Raw genomic sequence first — 15,866 nt, forward strand, 5'->3', positions numbered from 1 at the left:
CATCGCCGTGTTGCCGGGGAGGAAATGGGGTGGCCTGCTTCTTCGGAGGGATTTTGGGGGGAGGCCGAAGAAGCAGGCCACGGGCGGGTGATCGCGGTACCGCGGCTTTGTTTGGGGGAGGTCCACGATCACTCCGGGCCAAGGTATGCCCGTGCGGCCAGCGGTGCGCGCTCAGGCGTGCGGTCCGCGTGGCACCGACCGGCGAACGCCCCCTTGGCCCGGGTGGGGCCTTCCTTGGTCGGATGCGGCCGCCGGCACTTCCCCGTGCAGCGCGCTGAGCTGCTCGAATTGATCGAGCGCCGCTCAGCGCGCCGCCCAGAAGCCCGGTCCGGCCGCCCGGCACCGCCGATGCCCGCTTGGCGGCGGTAACCGGCGTTGGCCCTGCACAGCCGGGCCTTGTCACTCGATCGGGTAGTTCTCGTCCACAGTAGCCCGATCGGAGTAAACGGCGGCGGGTCAGAACATCCAGGGCATCTCCTCGTGGCCGAAGTCCTGGGATCGCCGAAGCGACCGGAGTAGAACCGGGCCCGTCTCGGCTCAGGTACCGACCCGGCCAGCGTCGATCATCCCGGCCATCGCGAGGATGGCGATCAGCGGCTCCAGCGCCCGGACCGGCTCGAACCCGCGCGGGAACCGTTCCTCCCCCGGCGTGGCTTCGCTGCCGCTGGCCGACACGAAGTGCAGGGTGCACCGGTCGAAGACGCTGAACGGGGCCAGCGCGGCGTGTTCCCCCCGGTTCTGCAGGAACGCGTAGACCGAACTGCTCTCCATGTGCAGGAGCGCGGGATCGATCATCGCGAGGGGACCGTTGCGGTGCCGCAGCCAGCGGTCGATCGGCGGGAGGTATCGCAGCCGGTCGGACTTGGTCGCGACGATCGCCGCGGGCAGCCGCTCGAAATCTGGCACCGCCCGGAGCCGGGCCAGGGACATCTCGAACGCCTGGTTGCCGACGCGCTCGGGCGCGGCTTCCAGCCCGTGCACGAAGATCACGGCACCGGTGCCGAGCAGGAAGCGCGCGAGCCGGGCGTCGCCGACTGCCTGCAGGTCCTCGCCCGCCACGTCGAAGAACACCAGTGGCCGGCTTCCGCCCGGCCCGCTGAGCAGCAGGATCTCCGCCGGGTCGGTCAGGCCCTCGGGGGTGCCCGGCAGTCGCGCACCGCGTTCGGCCGGTTCGAGGGTCTGCTTCCGGTAGCGGTCGTGGCGGTGCAGGTCCAGCGCGGTCGCCGTCAGCCCGTAGGGCGTCAGGCCGCCGCGATCGACCACCTCGCGGACCATCGCGGCGAGCAGGTGGGTCTTCCCCGCCGACGGGCGGCCGATCATCGCCACGACCAGCGGCGGGCCGTGGTCGTGGTACGTCGCGGGCAGGAAGTGCCCGGCGACGTCGTCCGACGGGTTGGGGCACCGGCGGTAGCCGCTGAGGCTGCGGAACTGCCGCTTCTGCGGGTCCTGCGAGGACGAGTCGTCCTCGACGAACTTCCCGTCCTCGTGACGCCACAGCACGTCGTCTGGCAGCGGCCGCGGGTAGGAGTCCAGGCACACCGGGCAGCGGACCGGCGTCGGCTGTTCGTCCGCTTCGGACTTCGAGGCGTGCCGCCAGGGCAGCCAGGACCGCGCCGGGGCGCTCTGCGCCGCCTGAGCCGCCTGAGCCGCCGCGTTTCCACGCTTGCGCCGCAACAGGTTCAGGTAGGCCTCGACGCCCGGGGCCAGGGCGCTGCCGGGAACGAAGACCGGCACTTCCGTGGGCTCGCGGAGCCTGGTCAGCAGGTCCGCCGGAGTCGGGCGGATCTCCGGCGGGTTGGCGAAAACCCCGTCGAGCAACGTGCTCAGCGCGCCGCCGTCCACCGTGAGGTCCGGCGCGCCGCGCCCGGTGTGCGGGTGCACCGTGCGCCAGAGCGCCAGCCCGGCGTCCCAGACGTCGTCCCGGACGTCGGCTCGGACGTCGGCTCGGACGTCGGCTCGCAGGCCGTCGGGCGTCTCCCGCGGCTCACCGATCCCGGCGGCCCGCTCGAAGTCGACGAGCTGCACGGTCCTGCTCCCGGAATCCCACCGCAGTGCACCGAGCTCCACCCGGCCGTGGGCCACGCCGGCGACGGCGGCGAGGTGCAGGGCGCGCAGCACGCCCACCTGGAGCCGGTAACGGTGCTGCGCCCCGAGTTCCGGCAGCAGCCCCTCGACGGGTTCGCCCCGGTACGGCTCGACGAGGACGAACGGCTCGTCGCCGTCCACGTCGTAGTACCAAAGCCTCGGCAGCTCGGGCGGGTAACTGTCGCGCGGGAACGCCCACGCGAAGCGGTGCAGCGCCCGGATCTCCCGGTCCAGCGGGCGAAGCTGCCCCGGACCACCGGAATCGGCGCGGGGGACCCATTTCTGCAGCAGCTGCCGGCCGCCGTCCACCGACACCAGGCGGGTCGGCAGGCCGCCACCGGAGACACCGGCGTCGCCGCCCACCGTCAGCCGGATCGTGAGCGGCGTGCCGTCGATCGCGCGGCACCGCACCTCGGTCGTCACTGGAACACCCCCTGCCTGAGCGGGACGAGCCGCAGGGTTCCCGCGATCTCGGCTTCGCCGGTCCAGGTGACGCCTGACGGATCCCCGCACCGGCCGCCGCGTACCGACGCGGGTGCGAACCGCACGAGTTGTGCGCGGTCGGCCATGGCGCTGAGCGCACCGAGCTGCCGGGCGTGGCACAGCTGCGTCATCTCGGCTTCGCTGTCGCACCGGAGCGCGTCGCCGACCTGCGAGCCATCCCAGAGCCGGGCGGCGAGTTCGGCGCGATGGGCGCGTTCGCGGGCGAAGGGCGGTGGCACTAGCAACCCGTACTGCCGGAGGTGTTCGCGGTAGGCGGTGAGCAGCCGCTCCACCTCCCGCGCGTGTTCTTCGCGGGCCGCGGGCCGATCGGCGTCGATCCCGGCCCAGCACGGGCGGAGGGCGGCGATCGTCAGGTCGACCAGGTCGGTGACGACGACCTCGCACACCTCCTGGTGGACGTCCCGGTCCGGTGGGTCGTGCGGGTGGTTTCCGTCGTGCTGCTCGGGAGAATCGAGCAGGTCGGCCGCGCGCTCGGCGAGCACGTCCCGGACGGCGGTCAAGCCGATCGACACCTGGCGCAGCCCTTCCGCGAACATCGCCCGCCGGGCCGAGGGCCGCCACTCGGCCCGGATCACCTCGTCCACCAGCTGCGCGGCCCCGGCCAACCGGTCCCGGAGCCCGTCGAAGTCGAGCTTGCGCCGCCACTGCCGCACCGAACGCCGCCAGCCAACTCCAATCGTCCAGGCGGACAGCAGCACCGCGAGCAGCGTCGCGACCACGCCCAGCACGTCCGGAATTCCCGCGCCGGCAACGAGAAAGACCATCAGCCAGCCGCCGAACACCGGCAACGCCCAGAACAACGCGGCGAGCACCGATGCCACGGCGAAGCCCTGCTCGCCGGTCGCGGTCGGTTGCCGCGCCTGCAGCACCAGACCGGCGGCGAACCAGGCCAAGACCAGCAGGGGCAAGTAGAACGCGGCGGCGATGCCCAGCGCGTGGGTGCCCAGCGCCGCCAGCCCACCGGCAACCGCGGCTAAGGGCATCACCAGCGAAGGCTGCGGCCACGTCGCGAGCAGCGGTGCCGGTTCGGCGGGCGGTGCCAGCCCGTCCAGCTCGGCGATGGCCGCCGCGCAACCTTGCGGCTCCTGGCCGACCCGTTCCGCGTCGAGGTCCGGGAGCAGGCACGCCACCGACCGGTACCGCCCGAGCCACTCCTCGACGAGTCGGCGCGAGCGGTCGCGGATGTCCCGCGGCCGCGCCGGGACCGGGCCGCGCACCCCGAGCCGGGCGACGACGTCCCTGCCGACGCGCTGTCCCCGCAGGTTCTCGTCGATGCGGTGCAACTGCTGGGTGGCCTTGTCGTGGAAGTCCCGCACCGCCGCCCGCGCCTCGGCGAGGACCGGCCCCACGGCCGGTCTCGGGCGCCGCTTCGGGAGCGGGGCAAGGAAGTGGTCGACGCGGGTGAGCGCGTGGTCGGCCGCGTTGAGCGCCGTGACGGCGCGGGTGTGGGCCTCGGCCAGCTCCGCGCCGGGGAGCAGGACGTCCTCGGCGGGGTCGACCTCGATGGTTTCCCGGACAGCGGTCCGGAATTCGTCCCGGGGCAGTTCCTGCGCCCCGACCCGGCCCGCGTCCGGGTCGGTGAACCACGCGATGGCTTCCTCCTGCGCCCGGCGCAGCTCCACCTCGTGCAGGCTGGTCCGCTCCAGGACCATGCCCGCGCTGGCCGTGCTGTAGGGCAGGGTGCTGACGGCCTTCACCACGGCGGCGAAGACCGCCGGATCGGTGAGGGCGTCGACCAACTGCCCCAGGCCGGAGATCGCGGCTCGCTCGACCGCTCGCACCAGCGGCTCGGCCGGTCGCCACCGGATCCCGTCGGAGTGGCCGATCCAGACGGTCGCCGCCCGCTCGACGGGCGCCAGCGACGGCGCGGGCCGGATCCGCACCGCGCCGTCGGCGTTGCCGCCGTCGACGGCGACGGCGACGCAGAGCACCCCGGAGACCGCGGGATTCCCGAGCAGCGCTTGGTAAACCTCGTCGTGGTCGGCGGCCTGCTCCGCATCGTCGAGCACCAGGACCGCGCCTGCGGCCTGCTCCGCATCGCACTCGCCGGTGCGCAGGTCGATGACGAGGACGGGGTCGTCGCGGCGGGCGGTCACCGGTCGACCGCCGGGGACTGGAAGTCGAAGTAGTCGGTCATGTCCCGCAGGTTCGCGAACGGTGCCTGCACGCCCCGGAAGGGCAGTTCCAGCGCGGCGGGCAGGGTCCGGGTCCAGAACTCCTCGATCAGGTCGAGCTGTTCGCCCGCGCCGACGCCGGGCCGGTTGCGGATCTCGTCGAGCAGCTGCGTTTCCTTCTCGGGGAGCTGGTGGAGCGTGGTGTAGAGCGGCGACGGCGGCTCGGGATCGCGGTCCACGTTGCGCGGCTTGATCGCGATCAGCTCGGCGGCGAGGTCGCGATTGTTGCCGCTGCCGTTGCTGATCACCCACTCCTCGTAGGCCTGCAGCAGGCTGCCCCACGAGGAGAGCTCCCGGAACGGGGTGAGCTCCAGGACCAGCGGCGGGGCGTCGGTGTGGCCGGTATGCACCCGGATCCGCTGCGGGCTGCGGTCCTGTCCGGGCGGGTCCACCTCCACGAGGCCGTTCCACATCGCGTTGAGGAAGCTCTGCAGGATCAGCGCGCGGTCGGTCGGGGTGGAGATCAGGTAGCCCGGGGCCCTGCCGAGCCGCTGCCGCCACGACAGCCGGTCGTCGGCCCGCTCATACCGCCGGGCATCCGCCGCGAGCTGGACGGCCTCGCGCACCTCTGGCACCTGGGTGATGCCCATGCCGGTGCGGAAGAAGACGACGACGAGCGAATCGGACTCGTTCGGCCGGAACACGATCGACGGCGCGTACTCGGACGGCACCAGGTCTTTCCGCAGGGATGTCTCCACGGCGTTGTCGGGCGCGCTGCCGGGGTAGGAGATGAGCACCTTCAGGTCCCCCTCGCCCGCGGGCGCGTATCCACCGGGGACCAGTCCGGCCAGCTGCGTGCGGAAGTACGTGATGTCGGCATCGTCGATGGCCGTGTCGGCCCGGCCGACGGTCGCCGCGAGCAGGTCCCGGATCGACGGGACGAGGGCCCGCTCGCCGCCGCCGGGCCGGAAGCACTCCGAGACGGCGCCGCGAATCCGTTGGCGCACCAGGTGAACCGCCGCTTCGGGCTGCTCCCGGCCGACGCGGTAGGCACCGGACCAGCCGTCCTCGCCGAGGATCAGCCCGACGATGTCGGCGGCCGTGGCGTTCGCACCGAGCCGGTCACGGAAGCGTTCCTCCAGGACCTTGTACACCCGCGAGTAGAAGCCCTCCAGCCCGCCGTCCCCGGGTGGCAGCAGGTAGGACACCCCGAGCCGGGGCGCGTAGAGCTGCGCGGCGCGCTCGGAGAACTGGCGGTCGTCCGCGGCGATGTGATCCGCGAACTCGTCGGTGATTGCGGTGAGCCGGTCGCAGAACGAGCGCCAGCGCGGCTCCCAGAGCCGCTCGTTCTGGCGCCACGCCTCGTGCCACTGCCGCCGGACCCGCCACTGGTACCAGGCGTCCTGGTCCTCGACCGCGTCCTGGACGACCTGGTCCGGCCAGCGCAGCCGCCGCAGCGTGCGCCGCCGCTGCACGGTCTCGGGCTGTGGTGGGTGCAGGCCGAACTCGCCCGGCGCCCGCCGGGATTCCTTGCGGTCGTTGAGGATCTTCTCGAACCCGCCGCGGTCCAGCTTCTCGGGGTAGCCCGGATCGCCGCGCACGACCCGCCGCAGCCGGAACGGGTCGACCGTGCGCGACAGCTCCTCCCCGGCCTTGACCGGGTCGAAGTCCCGCGCCAACCGGCCGAGGTGCGGGCCGAGCAGTCGCTCGTTGCGGTCCAGGCTTTCCTGCATGGTCCGCGCCCGGGCGCTCAGCGCCTGGATGATCGAGTCGTAGCCGACGGGGACGTCCTCGACGTCGGCGAAGGGCTCCAGCGGCGCACAGGTCAGGAAGCCGTCCAGCCCGGCGGCGACGTCGAAGCGCTCGATGAGGTCGCGGTTGTGCACCCCGGCCCCGGTCGGCGCCTGCCGCATGACCCGCACCGCCTCGGCCAGCAGCCGCGAGCTGACCACGTCCGCGAGCACCGCGAGCGGGATGGTCAGCGAGGCGACCGCGGACGTCGACACGCCCCGCCGCCCGATGCCGGTGTCGGCGAACGCCGAGCGGCTGGCCGTGTCGTTGATGAAGCGATCGGCGAAGGACTGATCGCCCTCGGCGCCGGCGCCGATCAGGGTGGTGACCAGCGAGACCATCGAGCGGACCAGGTCATCGCCGCTCACCCCGTCCTTCGGGCGGCCGAACAGGAAGGCGGTCTGCACGGTGGCGGGCCGCAGGCTGGTCGGACGGGGTTCGCCCGGGAACCAGACCGAAAGCGGGCCCTGGTCCTGGGCGCCGCCGACCTCGTCCCCGGCCCCCTGGGCGTTCTGGTCGTCGATCAGGCGGAACAGGTCGACGAGCGCGGTGGCCGAGTTGAGCACGGCGGCCCGGCCGCCGCCCATGCCTTCTTTGAACGCCGAGGGCATCAGCACCAGCGGGTAGATCCGGGCCTCCGTCCCGGCCTGCCGCAGGTGTTCGCCGATCAGGTGCAGGTAGTCGTAGAAGATGCCGCTGCCGGTGCCGCCGGCCACCGAGAAGGCGACGAACACGTCGACGGCGTTGCCCAGCCTCCCGCCGAGAGCGCGCAGCACCGATCCGGAGGCCTTGATCCGCTGCATAGCCGCGGTCACGCCGTGCAGCACGGCGCCGGGTCCGTGGCCCTGGCGCATCGTCTCGAACAGCACCGCCCGGCCGACCGTCGGGAGCTGGCCGGCGCCCGCGCTCAGCGGCGCCACCCGGGGATCGGTCTCCGGTCCGGGCAGCCAGCCGATCGGCTCGTCCAGGGTGATCCGCATCGCCTGGGCCAGTTGCGCGCTGTTGTGGTGGTTCGGCGGGACGAGGTTCGCGATGAGGTGCGTGGTGTGCTGCGCGGCGGCGTGGTGGTCGGAACTGGGCACCACGTTCGGCAGCACCTTGCTCAGCTCGTCGATGCTGAGATCCGCGTACACGAACTGCAGGCAGGACGGCAGCTGGTAGGGCAGGTAGTCCTGCCCGGGCATGCGCGCGATGAGCTCGGTGCCGTCGGGGCCGCACAGCGACTCGCGCAGCACCCGCTCCAGCTCGCGGCCGACGCGGCATCCGGTGCCCCCGAGGCCGAGGAACAGCATCGGCTGGTGGATTTTCATGGTGGGGTCCTCACTTCAGAGCCTGTTGGTGATTGGTCTGGGTGGGTGGTCGCTTAGCGGAACCTGAGAGCTTCCCCGGACTGCGGGTGCCCCTCCTGATGTATGTCCAATACGCGGCGGAGGGGCCGTCCTCGCCAGGAAACCTCTCAGAACCCGCCGATGGTCGTCTTGGCAAGGTGGCTGGAAGCGGCGCGCCGCTTCCAAAGGCGTGGACGGCATTCGCCGGCAGGTTCTCAGAGGTCGTAGGGGTCATACGACCGCTTCGGTTTCGCCGTTCGTCCACTCTGGACTTTCTTGCCGCGGACGGGTTTCGCCGCGCGTCGCCGGACGGGCCGGTCGTGGACGACCAGCTCCACGCCGTCGGCCAGTTCGAGCCCCCCGCCCGGGGCCAAGCCGAGCGGTTCGCCGGACGGCCCGGTCAACACCGGTCCGCCCGCTGCCCGCCGCACCCGGTAGCGGTCCCCGCCGGAACCGGAGGTGATGCGGGTGTCGGCGGCGCTTTCGCCGCGTAGTACGCCGAAGCCGAACTCCTGCCCATGCTGGTGCGCAGTAACCGGTTTGCCGGTGGGCTGCCCGTAGCGGCGCAGCTCGACCCGGATCCCGCGGACGTCGCGCTCGGCGTTGCGCCGCCGCCTCCGCAGCAGGACCGCGCCGACTGCCGCGGTGGCCGCGGCGAAGATCAGGGTCCAAAGCCACCAGAGGGTTTCGATCGGCCCCGGCGGTGCCACGACTTCGCGCTCGAACACGGGATCGCGCAGCACCGCACCGGTGGTCTCGTCCACCAGCCGGATGCGGCCCTGGTTCGCCCCCAGCGCGGTCGCCGGGTCGAAGGTGAGGGTGAAGCCCAACCGCTGTGAGCCCGCCGCCGGCGGCACCACCAGCTTCTCCGGCGAGGCCGTCACCAGCGCTCCCTGGCTGAGATCGGTCAGCTCGATCCGGATGGTCCTGGGCTGACCGGTCGCATTGTTGACGTCGATGCTGCCGTTCAGCGAGGTTCCGGCGACGACTTCGGCTTCCGCGTCATCGAGGTTCAGCACGCTCTGCACTCCTCCCGCTCCGGACGAGATCCGGGTGGGCAAGATCTGGTGGTCGCCGCTCACGCCGACCCCGGTGATGCCGCCGACGAAGTCCAGCCGCCCCGTCGCGGTCTCGGGCACGACGATCCGGCCCTGGTACTCGCCGTCGCCGTCCTCGTCCGACAGCTCGACCGGCGGGAGCGGGGCGAACCCGTCCCCGCGCAGTTCCGCGGTCAACGTCAGGCCCTTCAGCTGCTCCGGGTCCTTGATCGCCGTCCTGGCGCCGCGCACCCGCATGAAGAACTGCACCGCAGATCCCGGGGCCGGGGTCTGCGGCGCGATGTACGGGAGCGCGCGAACCGCCCCCTGGAAGACCGTCATGGCGCCGACTTCTTGCGGCGGCACTCCCGGCCGGGACTCCAGCAGCACGGTCCAGCGGCCCGGTGCCGGGTTGAGGATCCGCATCGCCTCGGCCTCGGTGTCCTGGCCGCCCAACTCGAAGTGGGAGCCGCCGAAGTCGCCGTTGGCGGGCACCTTCTCGCCGTTCGGGTCGAGGTAGCTGACCAGGATCCGCGGGTCGCGCTTGAACACCAGGATCGTGCCCTCGCTGGCGATGGCCGGGACCTCCACGGGCAGCTCGACCGTCCCGCCGGGGGGCAGCCGGTCGGGCACGGGCTCCCCGACGCTCGTGCAGCGGGCCGAGCTGGACGCCCGGCCGATGGCCCCCCACAGGTCGGCGGACTCCTTGATCAGCGTCGCGCTCGGCGGGGCGGTGTGCAGCCCGCAACGGTCTTGGGCGGCACCGGTGGCGAACTCGTCGAGCTGCTTCTGGTCGGCCTGCCCGAATCCCAGCGGCCAGACGCTGACGCCGGCGTGGTTGAGCTCGTCCAGCACGCCGGAGAGCCGGAACCGCGCGGTGGCGTTGCGCTCATCGGCGGTCCTGCCGTATTCGGGGCTGTCGCGCACGTCCAGCACGCCGTCGGTCAACAGGAAGACGATCTTGGGCTGCCCCTCGGTGCCCGGCTGGCTGAGGTAGCTCAGCGCCTGGCGCAGGGCCTGGACGTGGTCCGTGCCGTCGCCCTCGGCCGGGGTGCGCCGGTGGATGCCGCCGACGCAGTCGCCGAGGAACTGCCGGCTCTGTGGCGAATCCGGTTTCGTCGGCGGGCAGACCGGGTCGACCGCCGACCGGCCGGGCGCGTTCGCGCTGCCGAAACCCAGCACCGACACGGTGGAATCCCGGGCCGGCTCGCCCTGGACGATCACCCGCGCCGCGTCGCGTTCGGCGGCTACGTCCTGCTCGGTCAGGCTCCCGGACTGGTCGACCAGCAGCACGATCTGCACCGGCTGCAGCGCGGGCGGCGCGTCCTGCGCCGACGCCGGTGGCAGCGCGGTCAGCGGCAGCCCGCCGGCCAGCAGCAGCGCTGCGGCCCTGGCGACCCACCGCCCGGTTGCCGATCGTAATTCACGCATCCCTTCCCCCGAAGCGTCGACGCACCGCACCCCACCACCGGGAAAGCGGCTCGTACCAGATGTTCTGGTGCCCGACGTCGCCGTAGAGCGTCCACAACGCCCAGCGCGCCGGGTGGCCGTCCGCGTGGTGCTTCTGGTGTTCCTCACGCAGCGCCCGGAAAAGCGCGACATCGCGCGGGTGGCGGCGCAGGTTCTTCTCGAAGTCGTCCAGCACCCGGGCGGCCACCACGTCGAGCGCGTCCCACCGGGCGGCCACCACCGACGAAGCTCCGGCCAGGAACGCGGCACGGACGAAGCCGGTGCGCTCGTCGCGGCCGATGCGTTCGGCCATCCCGGATTCGCACGCGCCCAGCATCAGCGTGCCGGTGCCGCGCAGGTTCATCTCCCGGAACTCGCGTGCGGTCAGGTGCCCGGATTTCCCCTTCGGCGCGAGGCAGAGGATCGATTCCGGGGCGGAAGCCGGCTGGAACTCACCGTGCCCGTCGACGCGGACCAGGCGGAACTGCCCGGACGCCAACTCCTCGCGCAGGGCCGCGGGGGTAGCCGCGGCCCGGCTCAGGACCTTGCGGCCGGTCACCTCCGTGGCGGCCTCGAGCGCCTCCTCGTCGGCGGCGCCGGGGGCCTCCGGTGCGGCGGCGGCCGGCTGCACCAGCAACATCTGCTGCCCCGACGTTCCCCGCTGCCCGCGGGCGCGTCGGCGCAGCGGTCGCCTGATGGACAGGCACGGGAGATCGGACAGCGCGTACTTGCCGCCGAGCAGCTCGCCCGACGGTCCCGGGCAGGGCAGCAGCGCGAACGGGATCTCCGCGAGGTCGCCCCCGGCGACCACCGCGATCCGCTCGATGTGCCCGGGCAGCTTCCAGAGCCGACCGATCCCCAACCTGCGCACGACCGCGTGCAGCTTCTGGTCGAAGTGGCACGCCGCGGAGTTCCTGGGCTTCCGCAGCCGCCCTTCGAGCCGGTCGCCGTTGTGCCAGCAGTCCTTCAGTTCGGCGATCGCCTCCGCGAGGTCGATCTTGGTGCTGCCAGGTGCGCCGCGCACCGATGCGTGCCGCACGTGCACCCCGAACGGCCCCCTGCGCCAGACGAACGCGTGGTGGACGCCGTCCGGGGTGGCGTGCAGCATCCAGATCAGCTGCTTGCGCGGAAGACCGCGGGCTGCCTGGCGAATCCACCGCCGCGCACCGGCGAGATCGCCGAGGCCGGGCAGGTCGCGCACCAAGGGCTGCTCGTCGGACAGGATCCGCGGCAGGATCGCGGACCCCCTGGCGGCTTCCATCGCGACGACGGCGGCGACCGCCGCGTGCTGGTCACCGCGCTCGATCTCCCGGGCCGCCGCCTCGATCCGCTTGTCGAACTCCGTCGGATTCGCCAGCAGCATCCGGATGCGGTTCTCGTCGTCGTCCTGCCGCGACGCCAAGTGCTCCTCGAGCCGGTGCGCTTCGGCCCAGGCTTCCGCAGCCTTCGCCAGGCCGTCGGCGCTGCCACTGAGCTCGCGGAGCTGGTCGTGGGCGTCGCCGAGGCGCCGCAGCGCGGCGATCCGGTTGACTACCGGCGAATCCTCGATCGCCGTGCTCTCCTGCAAGTGGCGGACCGCCTGCGCGGCGGTGGCCGGATCATGTTCCAGCTTGGCGATCGCCAGGGCGATTTCGCCCGCGGCGAGGTGCCATTCGGCGACGTGCCGGCCGGTGGCCTCTGGTGGGGCTTGCTCGGCGAGCAAGAGCCGTTCCGCTTCGTCGACCCGCTGCTTGGCCAGGACGCGCCGCTCGGCCTCGTCGGATCGTCCGGGCTCGGCGAGCCGCATTGCGGCTTCGGCGTAGGCGCGGGCGGCTTGCAGCAGATGCCCACCCATGCCCACCACGCTGAAGCTTTCGGCGCTGGGATCCAGCCGCCCTGCGACGAGGCGGTTCTCCTCCGGTTGCGGGGACTGCTCTGCCGCCGCGTAGAGCTCCGGCAACAGCTCGTCGGCCTCGGTCGAGTGCAACAGGCGCAGCAGGCGGATCTTCGCGAAGAGGAACTGGAACCGGATGGCCGGATCCAGCTTCCCGGCCAGCGCCGGTGCCAGTTCGGCGAGGGCCTTCTCGTACCACCCGTCCATCCGCAGCTCTTCCGCCCGGACCATGCTGGCCTGCGGCGAATCGTCATCGCCGCGCACCGGCTCCGACGCGTCGCCGCGTCGTCCTTCGACCGCCCTGATATCGAGATCCACTTTGGACGCCGCGGCTTCGTCTCCCAGCTCGGCGAACACCACGCGCACCTCGCGGAGGTGACGCAGAGCTCGACCGGTATCCCCGCGCCGAGCGGCAGCGATGCCCCGGAGCCGGTCGAGATGGGCTTCGTCCTCGCGCCGCATGTGCCGCCCGGCGGCGATCCGACCGATCTCGTCGAGTTCGGCGTCGATCCGGGAGTTGTCCCCCATCGCCAGGCGTGTCTCGGCGCGCAGCAGCCGCAGCTGGAGGTTTTCCCAGTCGCTGCCGAGGTATTCCTCGCAACGGGCCAACGCGGTCGTGCTGTCGTCGAGGGCCCGGAGCCGGCTCACGTGCTCCACGGCGAGCGCGGCGGCCAGCGCCGGGTTGCCGGAGGCGAGCCGGACCGACTGCCGGTACGACCGGTCCGTGGCTCGCACGTCCTCCCGTTCGAACGCTTCCCAGGCCGCGGCGAGCGCCACGGCCAGCGGCGACCCCGCGTCCACCGCGAACTCCTCTGGTCCGGTCATGAGCCGCATTCCTCGTCCCACGTCGGCGGATTCACGCCGTAATCCACGCCATGATCCACGCCGTCGCTCGGCTGGCACTGCTGCACGAGCACGACCTGGTTGCTGGGGCTGACGGGCAAGGGAACCCCGAACGGCCAGGATCCCCAGCCACTGCCGCCCGGCCCACCACCGAACGGCCGACCGAACACGATGTCCTGGCCGGGGGCGGCGAGGGCGCCGACGGTGCCCGTGTCGAGCAGCGACCAGACCTGCCCTTCCGCGGAGATCGGGCTGGCACCCGGACCGAGGGCCACCACCGGCTGCGCGATCCTGACGCGCACCCGAGCGTTGCGCTCAATCGGCCGCGGCAGGTGCGTCGACCGATCGGCCAGGACGTAGACAGCGGCGGTGGCGGGCACCTGGCGGAGCAGTTCGCCGTAAGTCGTGGTGAACGGCTCCGAGATCTCCTGCAGCCTGGACAGCTCGATGCCCGGCAGCAGCGCGGGCCGCTCGACGCTGAGGTAGGACTCGCCGGGCACCACCTCCGCGGCGAAGCCCGCCTGGTTCGGCGCCTGGCCGGATGTTTTCCCGACCCAGCCATCGGCGAAGCGGTAGCCGGTCCCATTCGCTTCGGGGTAGCTGTAGAGGAAGCCGGGCGCGTTCTCCAACCCGTGCGCCGGGTCCTGCCGATCCCGCTTGACCAGATCCCGGAACCGGCCGAGCAGACCGAGGTTCACGACGATGTCGGTCTGCCGCACCCCGCTGGCCTCCGGGCGCAGCGCGGCCACCGTCCCGAACGGCTGCCCCTGGGCCTCGACACCGGCGGAGATGCCGTGCTCGCCGGAACGCAGCCTCGTCTCGACCAGGCGTCCGCCCTCGCCCCGGAACCGCGCCTCGCCGAACGGGATCTCCCTGCGTGGCGCGCCTTCGGTCACCACCGACGCACCGTCCGGGCCGCGCCGCAAGCCCCGGGTCAGGCCCTCCGGCGACCCCGCGTCGCCGAGCTGCCTGATCTGGGCCGTTCCGGTGGACTGGTCGATGCTGGTGGCGGCGGGGTCGACCGGCTTGGCCCGCCGCATTCCTGGCGGGAGCGGGTTTTCGGCGGGTGCACCGCCATGCCGCGCCAGGGAATCGCCGAGCGTGACACCACCGTACACATAGGACAGTCCGCAGTCGGAGAACGCGGGCGAGGGAACGGTGAGCACGGACTCCGCCCGTCCGGGCGGGGACGCGGAGACCGGGCGCGCGCGCTCACGCAGGTCGCTGTTGCGCGCGTGCCAGTCCGCGAACCGCAGGTCGGACCTGATCTCGCCGGCCGGCAGCTGCGGCAGGGAATGCCCGCTCCCGGCGAGCCATTCGAGGGCCCCGGACCAGCGCATCAGCTCCTCGAGGCGCCAGAACTCGGGTTCGTAATCGGCGACGTCCGCATAGTGGCGATCCCACCAGGCCGATGCGCGGCCCATGCTGTAGGTGGCTTCGAGCTCCTGCCCGCCGGGCCCCTGCGAGCGCACGAACAGCCGGGTCGCCTGGGCGCCGATGTCGACGCCGTCCGGTCGGTAGCCGAACGCGCCGTCGGCCTGGCCCAGCCACAGCCGCGCCGATTCCGCGGGCGGCGACCGCTCCCCCGCCGGCGGGCAAAGCCCGGGCGGGGTGGGGGCTTGCGGGTTCGGCACGAACCCGGGAACCCTTCCGCCGGAAGGAACCCCCGTGCCCACGCCGGCAACCCAGTCCTTCATCACCAGGTCGGTGTAGAAGGCGGTCATGCCGACCTCGGTGCCGGCGATTCCCCCTTCGTAGCGGGCTTCGTTGACCACCGGAAGCCCGCCCAACAGGTTGTACAGCGCCCACAACTGGGTCCGGTCCGCGGGCAGGCCCCAGGCGCGCAGCGCATCGGCGGGCGGGTCGCCGCTGAACAGGTGCCCCTCGATGAGGTCGGTGAGCTCGGCATCCCAGTTCCCGCCTGCGACGCGGCCGACGAGCTCGGGTGCCAGGTCCGGAATGGCGGCACGGATCTCGTCCGGGCTCGAAATCGGCTTGGGGTCCAAGGAGAATCCCGGGCCCGGTTCGCCCTGCTGGCGGTAGCCGCGCTGGAGCACGGAAACGTCCGCCGGCCGGACGTCGCCATCGGGCAGATCCGGCCAGTTCCACCCGGCCGCCCAGACCTGCCCGTCGCGCAGCTCCAGCCGCGAGAGGTGATTGGTGTCCGCGAGGAATCCTTCCAGGTCCGCTCGCTGGTCGAGCCGCGCCTCGCGGTAGCCGTTGGCCGCGCGGAACTCCGCAGTGGGAGTTTCCGGCTGCGCGTACAGCTCGACCTTCTGGTTCTCCGGGCGCATCCGGTACCGGTGCACCTGCACGCCGACCGGATCGGAGCCCGCATCGACGCGGTGCTGGTCGAGGAGCCGACCGAGGGTGCGGGACGGGTGCGGGTCGTTCTCCGGCACCAGCAGGTGCAGCGTGCGGCCGTCGAACAGCGACCGGCCGGGACCTACGGGCTGCTCGACGAGCCCGTCGAACAACGGGTCCCGCAGCGGCGTCGTGTCGTGCAGGGCATCGACGATGCGGTCCTGGTCCATGCCCAGCGACGACGCCAGCGCGAGCCTGGCCCAGTCGCGGATCTGCTCTTCGGCCTCGGCCGGGTCGAGCCCGGCCAGCCAGGACGCGGCCTTGGAGTACGAGACGAGGTGGGCGTCCTCCTCGCCCGGCTCCCCGGAGCCCGGCCAGGAGCAGGCGTCGGCCACCAGCAGCGTAAGCACGATCAGCCACCCGGTGACGGCCGGGCGCCACCGTCGGCGGGTCGGGTCGGTCATGGCTGCCTTCCGATGATCTGCGATCCGTATCTGCGAGGGCTTGCGATCGTGCACTGACGGACGAGGGATTCCCT

Annotated in this window: 6 protein-coding genes; all 6 read right to left on the bottom strand. The window is 72.5% G+C overall.

Going from position 1 to position 15,866, the window contains the following annotated elements:
* Nucleotides 1–537: 537 nt before the first annotated feature.
* Nucleotides 538–2,508 carry a hypothetical protein gene (locus FDZ84_RS01675; protein WP_168584400.1) on the bottom strand — a complete coding sequence of 657 codons (1,971 nt, stop codon included), beginning with the start codon at nt 2,506–2,508 and terminating at the stop codon, nt 538–540.
* On the bottom strand, nt 2,505–4,685 hold the full coding sequence (locus tag FDZ84_RS01680; RefSeq protein ID WP_168584401.1) for a CvpA family protein: 2,181 nt from the start codon (nt 4,683–4,685) through the stop codon (nt 2,505–2,507). Before FDZ84_RS01680 ends, FDZ84_RS01675 begins: the two co-directional genes overlap by 4 nt.
* Complete coding sequence (locus FDZ84_RS01685) at nt 4,682–7,804, bottom strand: tubulin-like doman-containing protein (protein WP_168584402.1); 3,123 nt, start codon at nt 7,802–7,804, stop codon at nt 4,682–4,684. Before FDZ84_RS01685 ends, FDZ84_RS01680 begins: the two co-directional genes overlap by 4 nt.
* 233 nt (nt 7,805–8,037) lie before the next feature.
* Nucleotides 8,038–10,290 carry a vWA domain-containing protein gene (locus FDZ84_RS01690; protein WP_168584403.1) on the bottom strand — a complete coding sequence of 751 codons (2,253 nt, stop codon included), beginning with the start codon at nt 10,288–10,290 and terminating at the stop codon, nt 8,038–8,040.
* Complete coding sequence (locus FDZ84_RS01695) at nt 10,283–13,006, bottom strand: CHAT domain-containing protein (RefSeq protein WP_168584404.1); 2,724 nt, start codon at nt 13,004–13,006, stop codon at nt 10,283–10,285. Before FDZ84_RS01695 ends, FDZ84_RS01690 begins: the two co-directional genes overlap by 8 nt.
* On the bottom strand, nt 13,003–15,792 hold the full coding sequence (locus FDZ84_RS01700; RefSeq protein ID WP_168584405.1) for a hypothetical protein: 2,790 nt from the start codon (nt 15,790–15,792) through the stop codon (nt 13,003–13,005). The genes FDZ84_RS01695 and FDZ84_RS01700 overlap by 4 nt, the downstream gene beginning before the upstream one ends.
* Between the last annotated feature and the right edge of the window lie 74 nt (nt 15,793–15,866).

The organism is Saccharopolyspora sp. ASAGF58 (assembly GCF_012277335.1).
Classification (GTDB): domain Bacteria; phylum Actinomycetota; class Actinomycetes; order Mycobacteriales; family Pseudonocardiaceae; genus Saccharopolyspora; species Saccharopolyspora hattusasensis.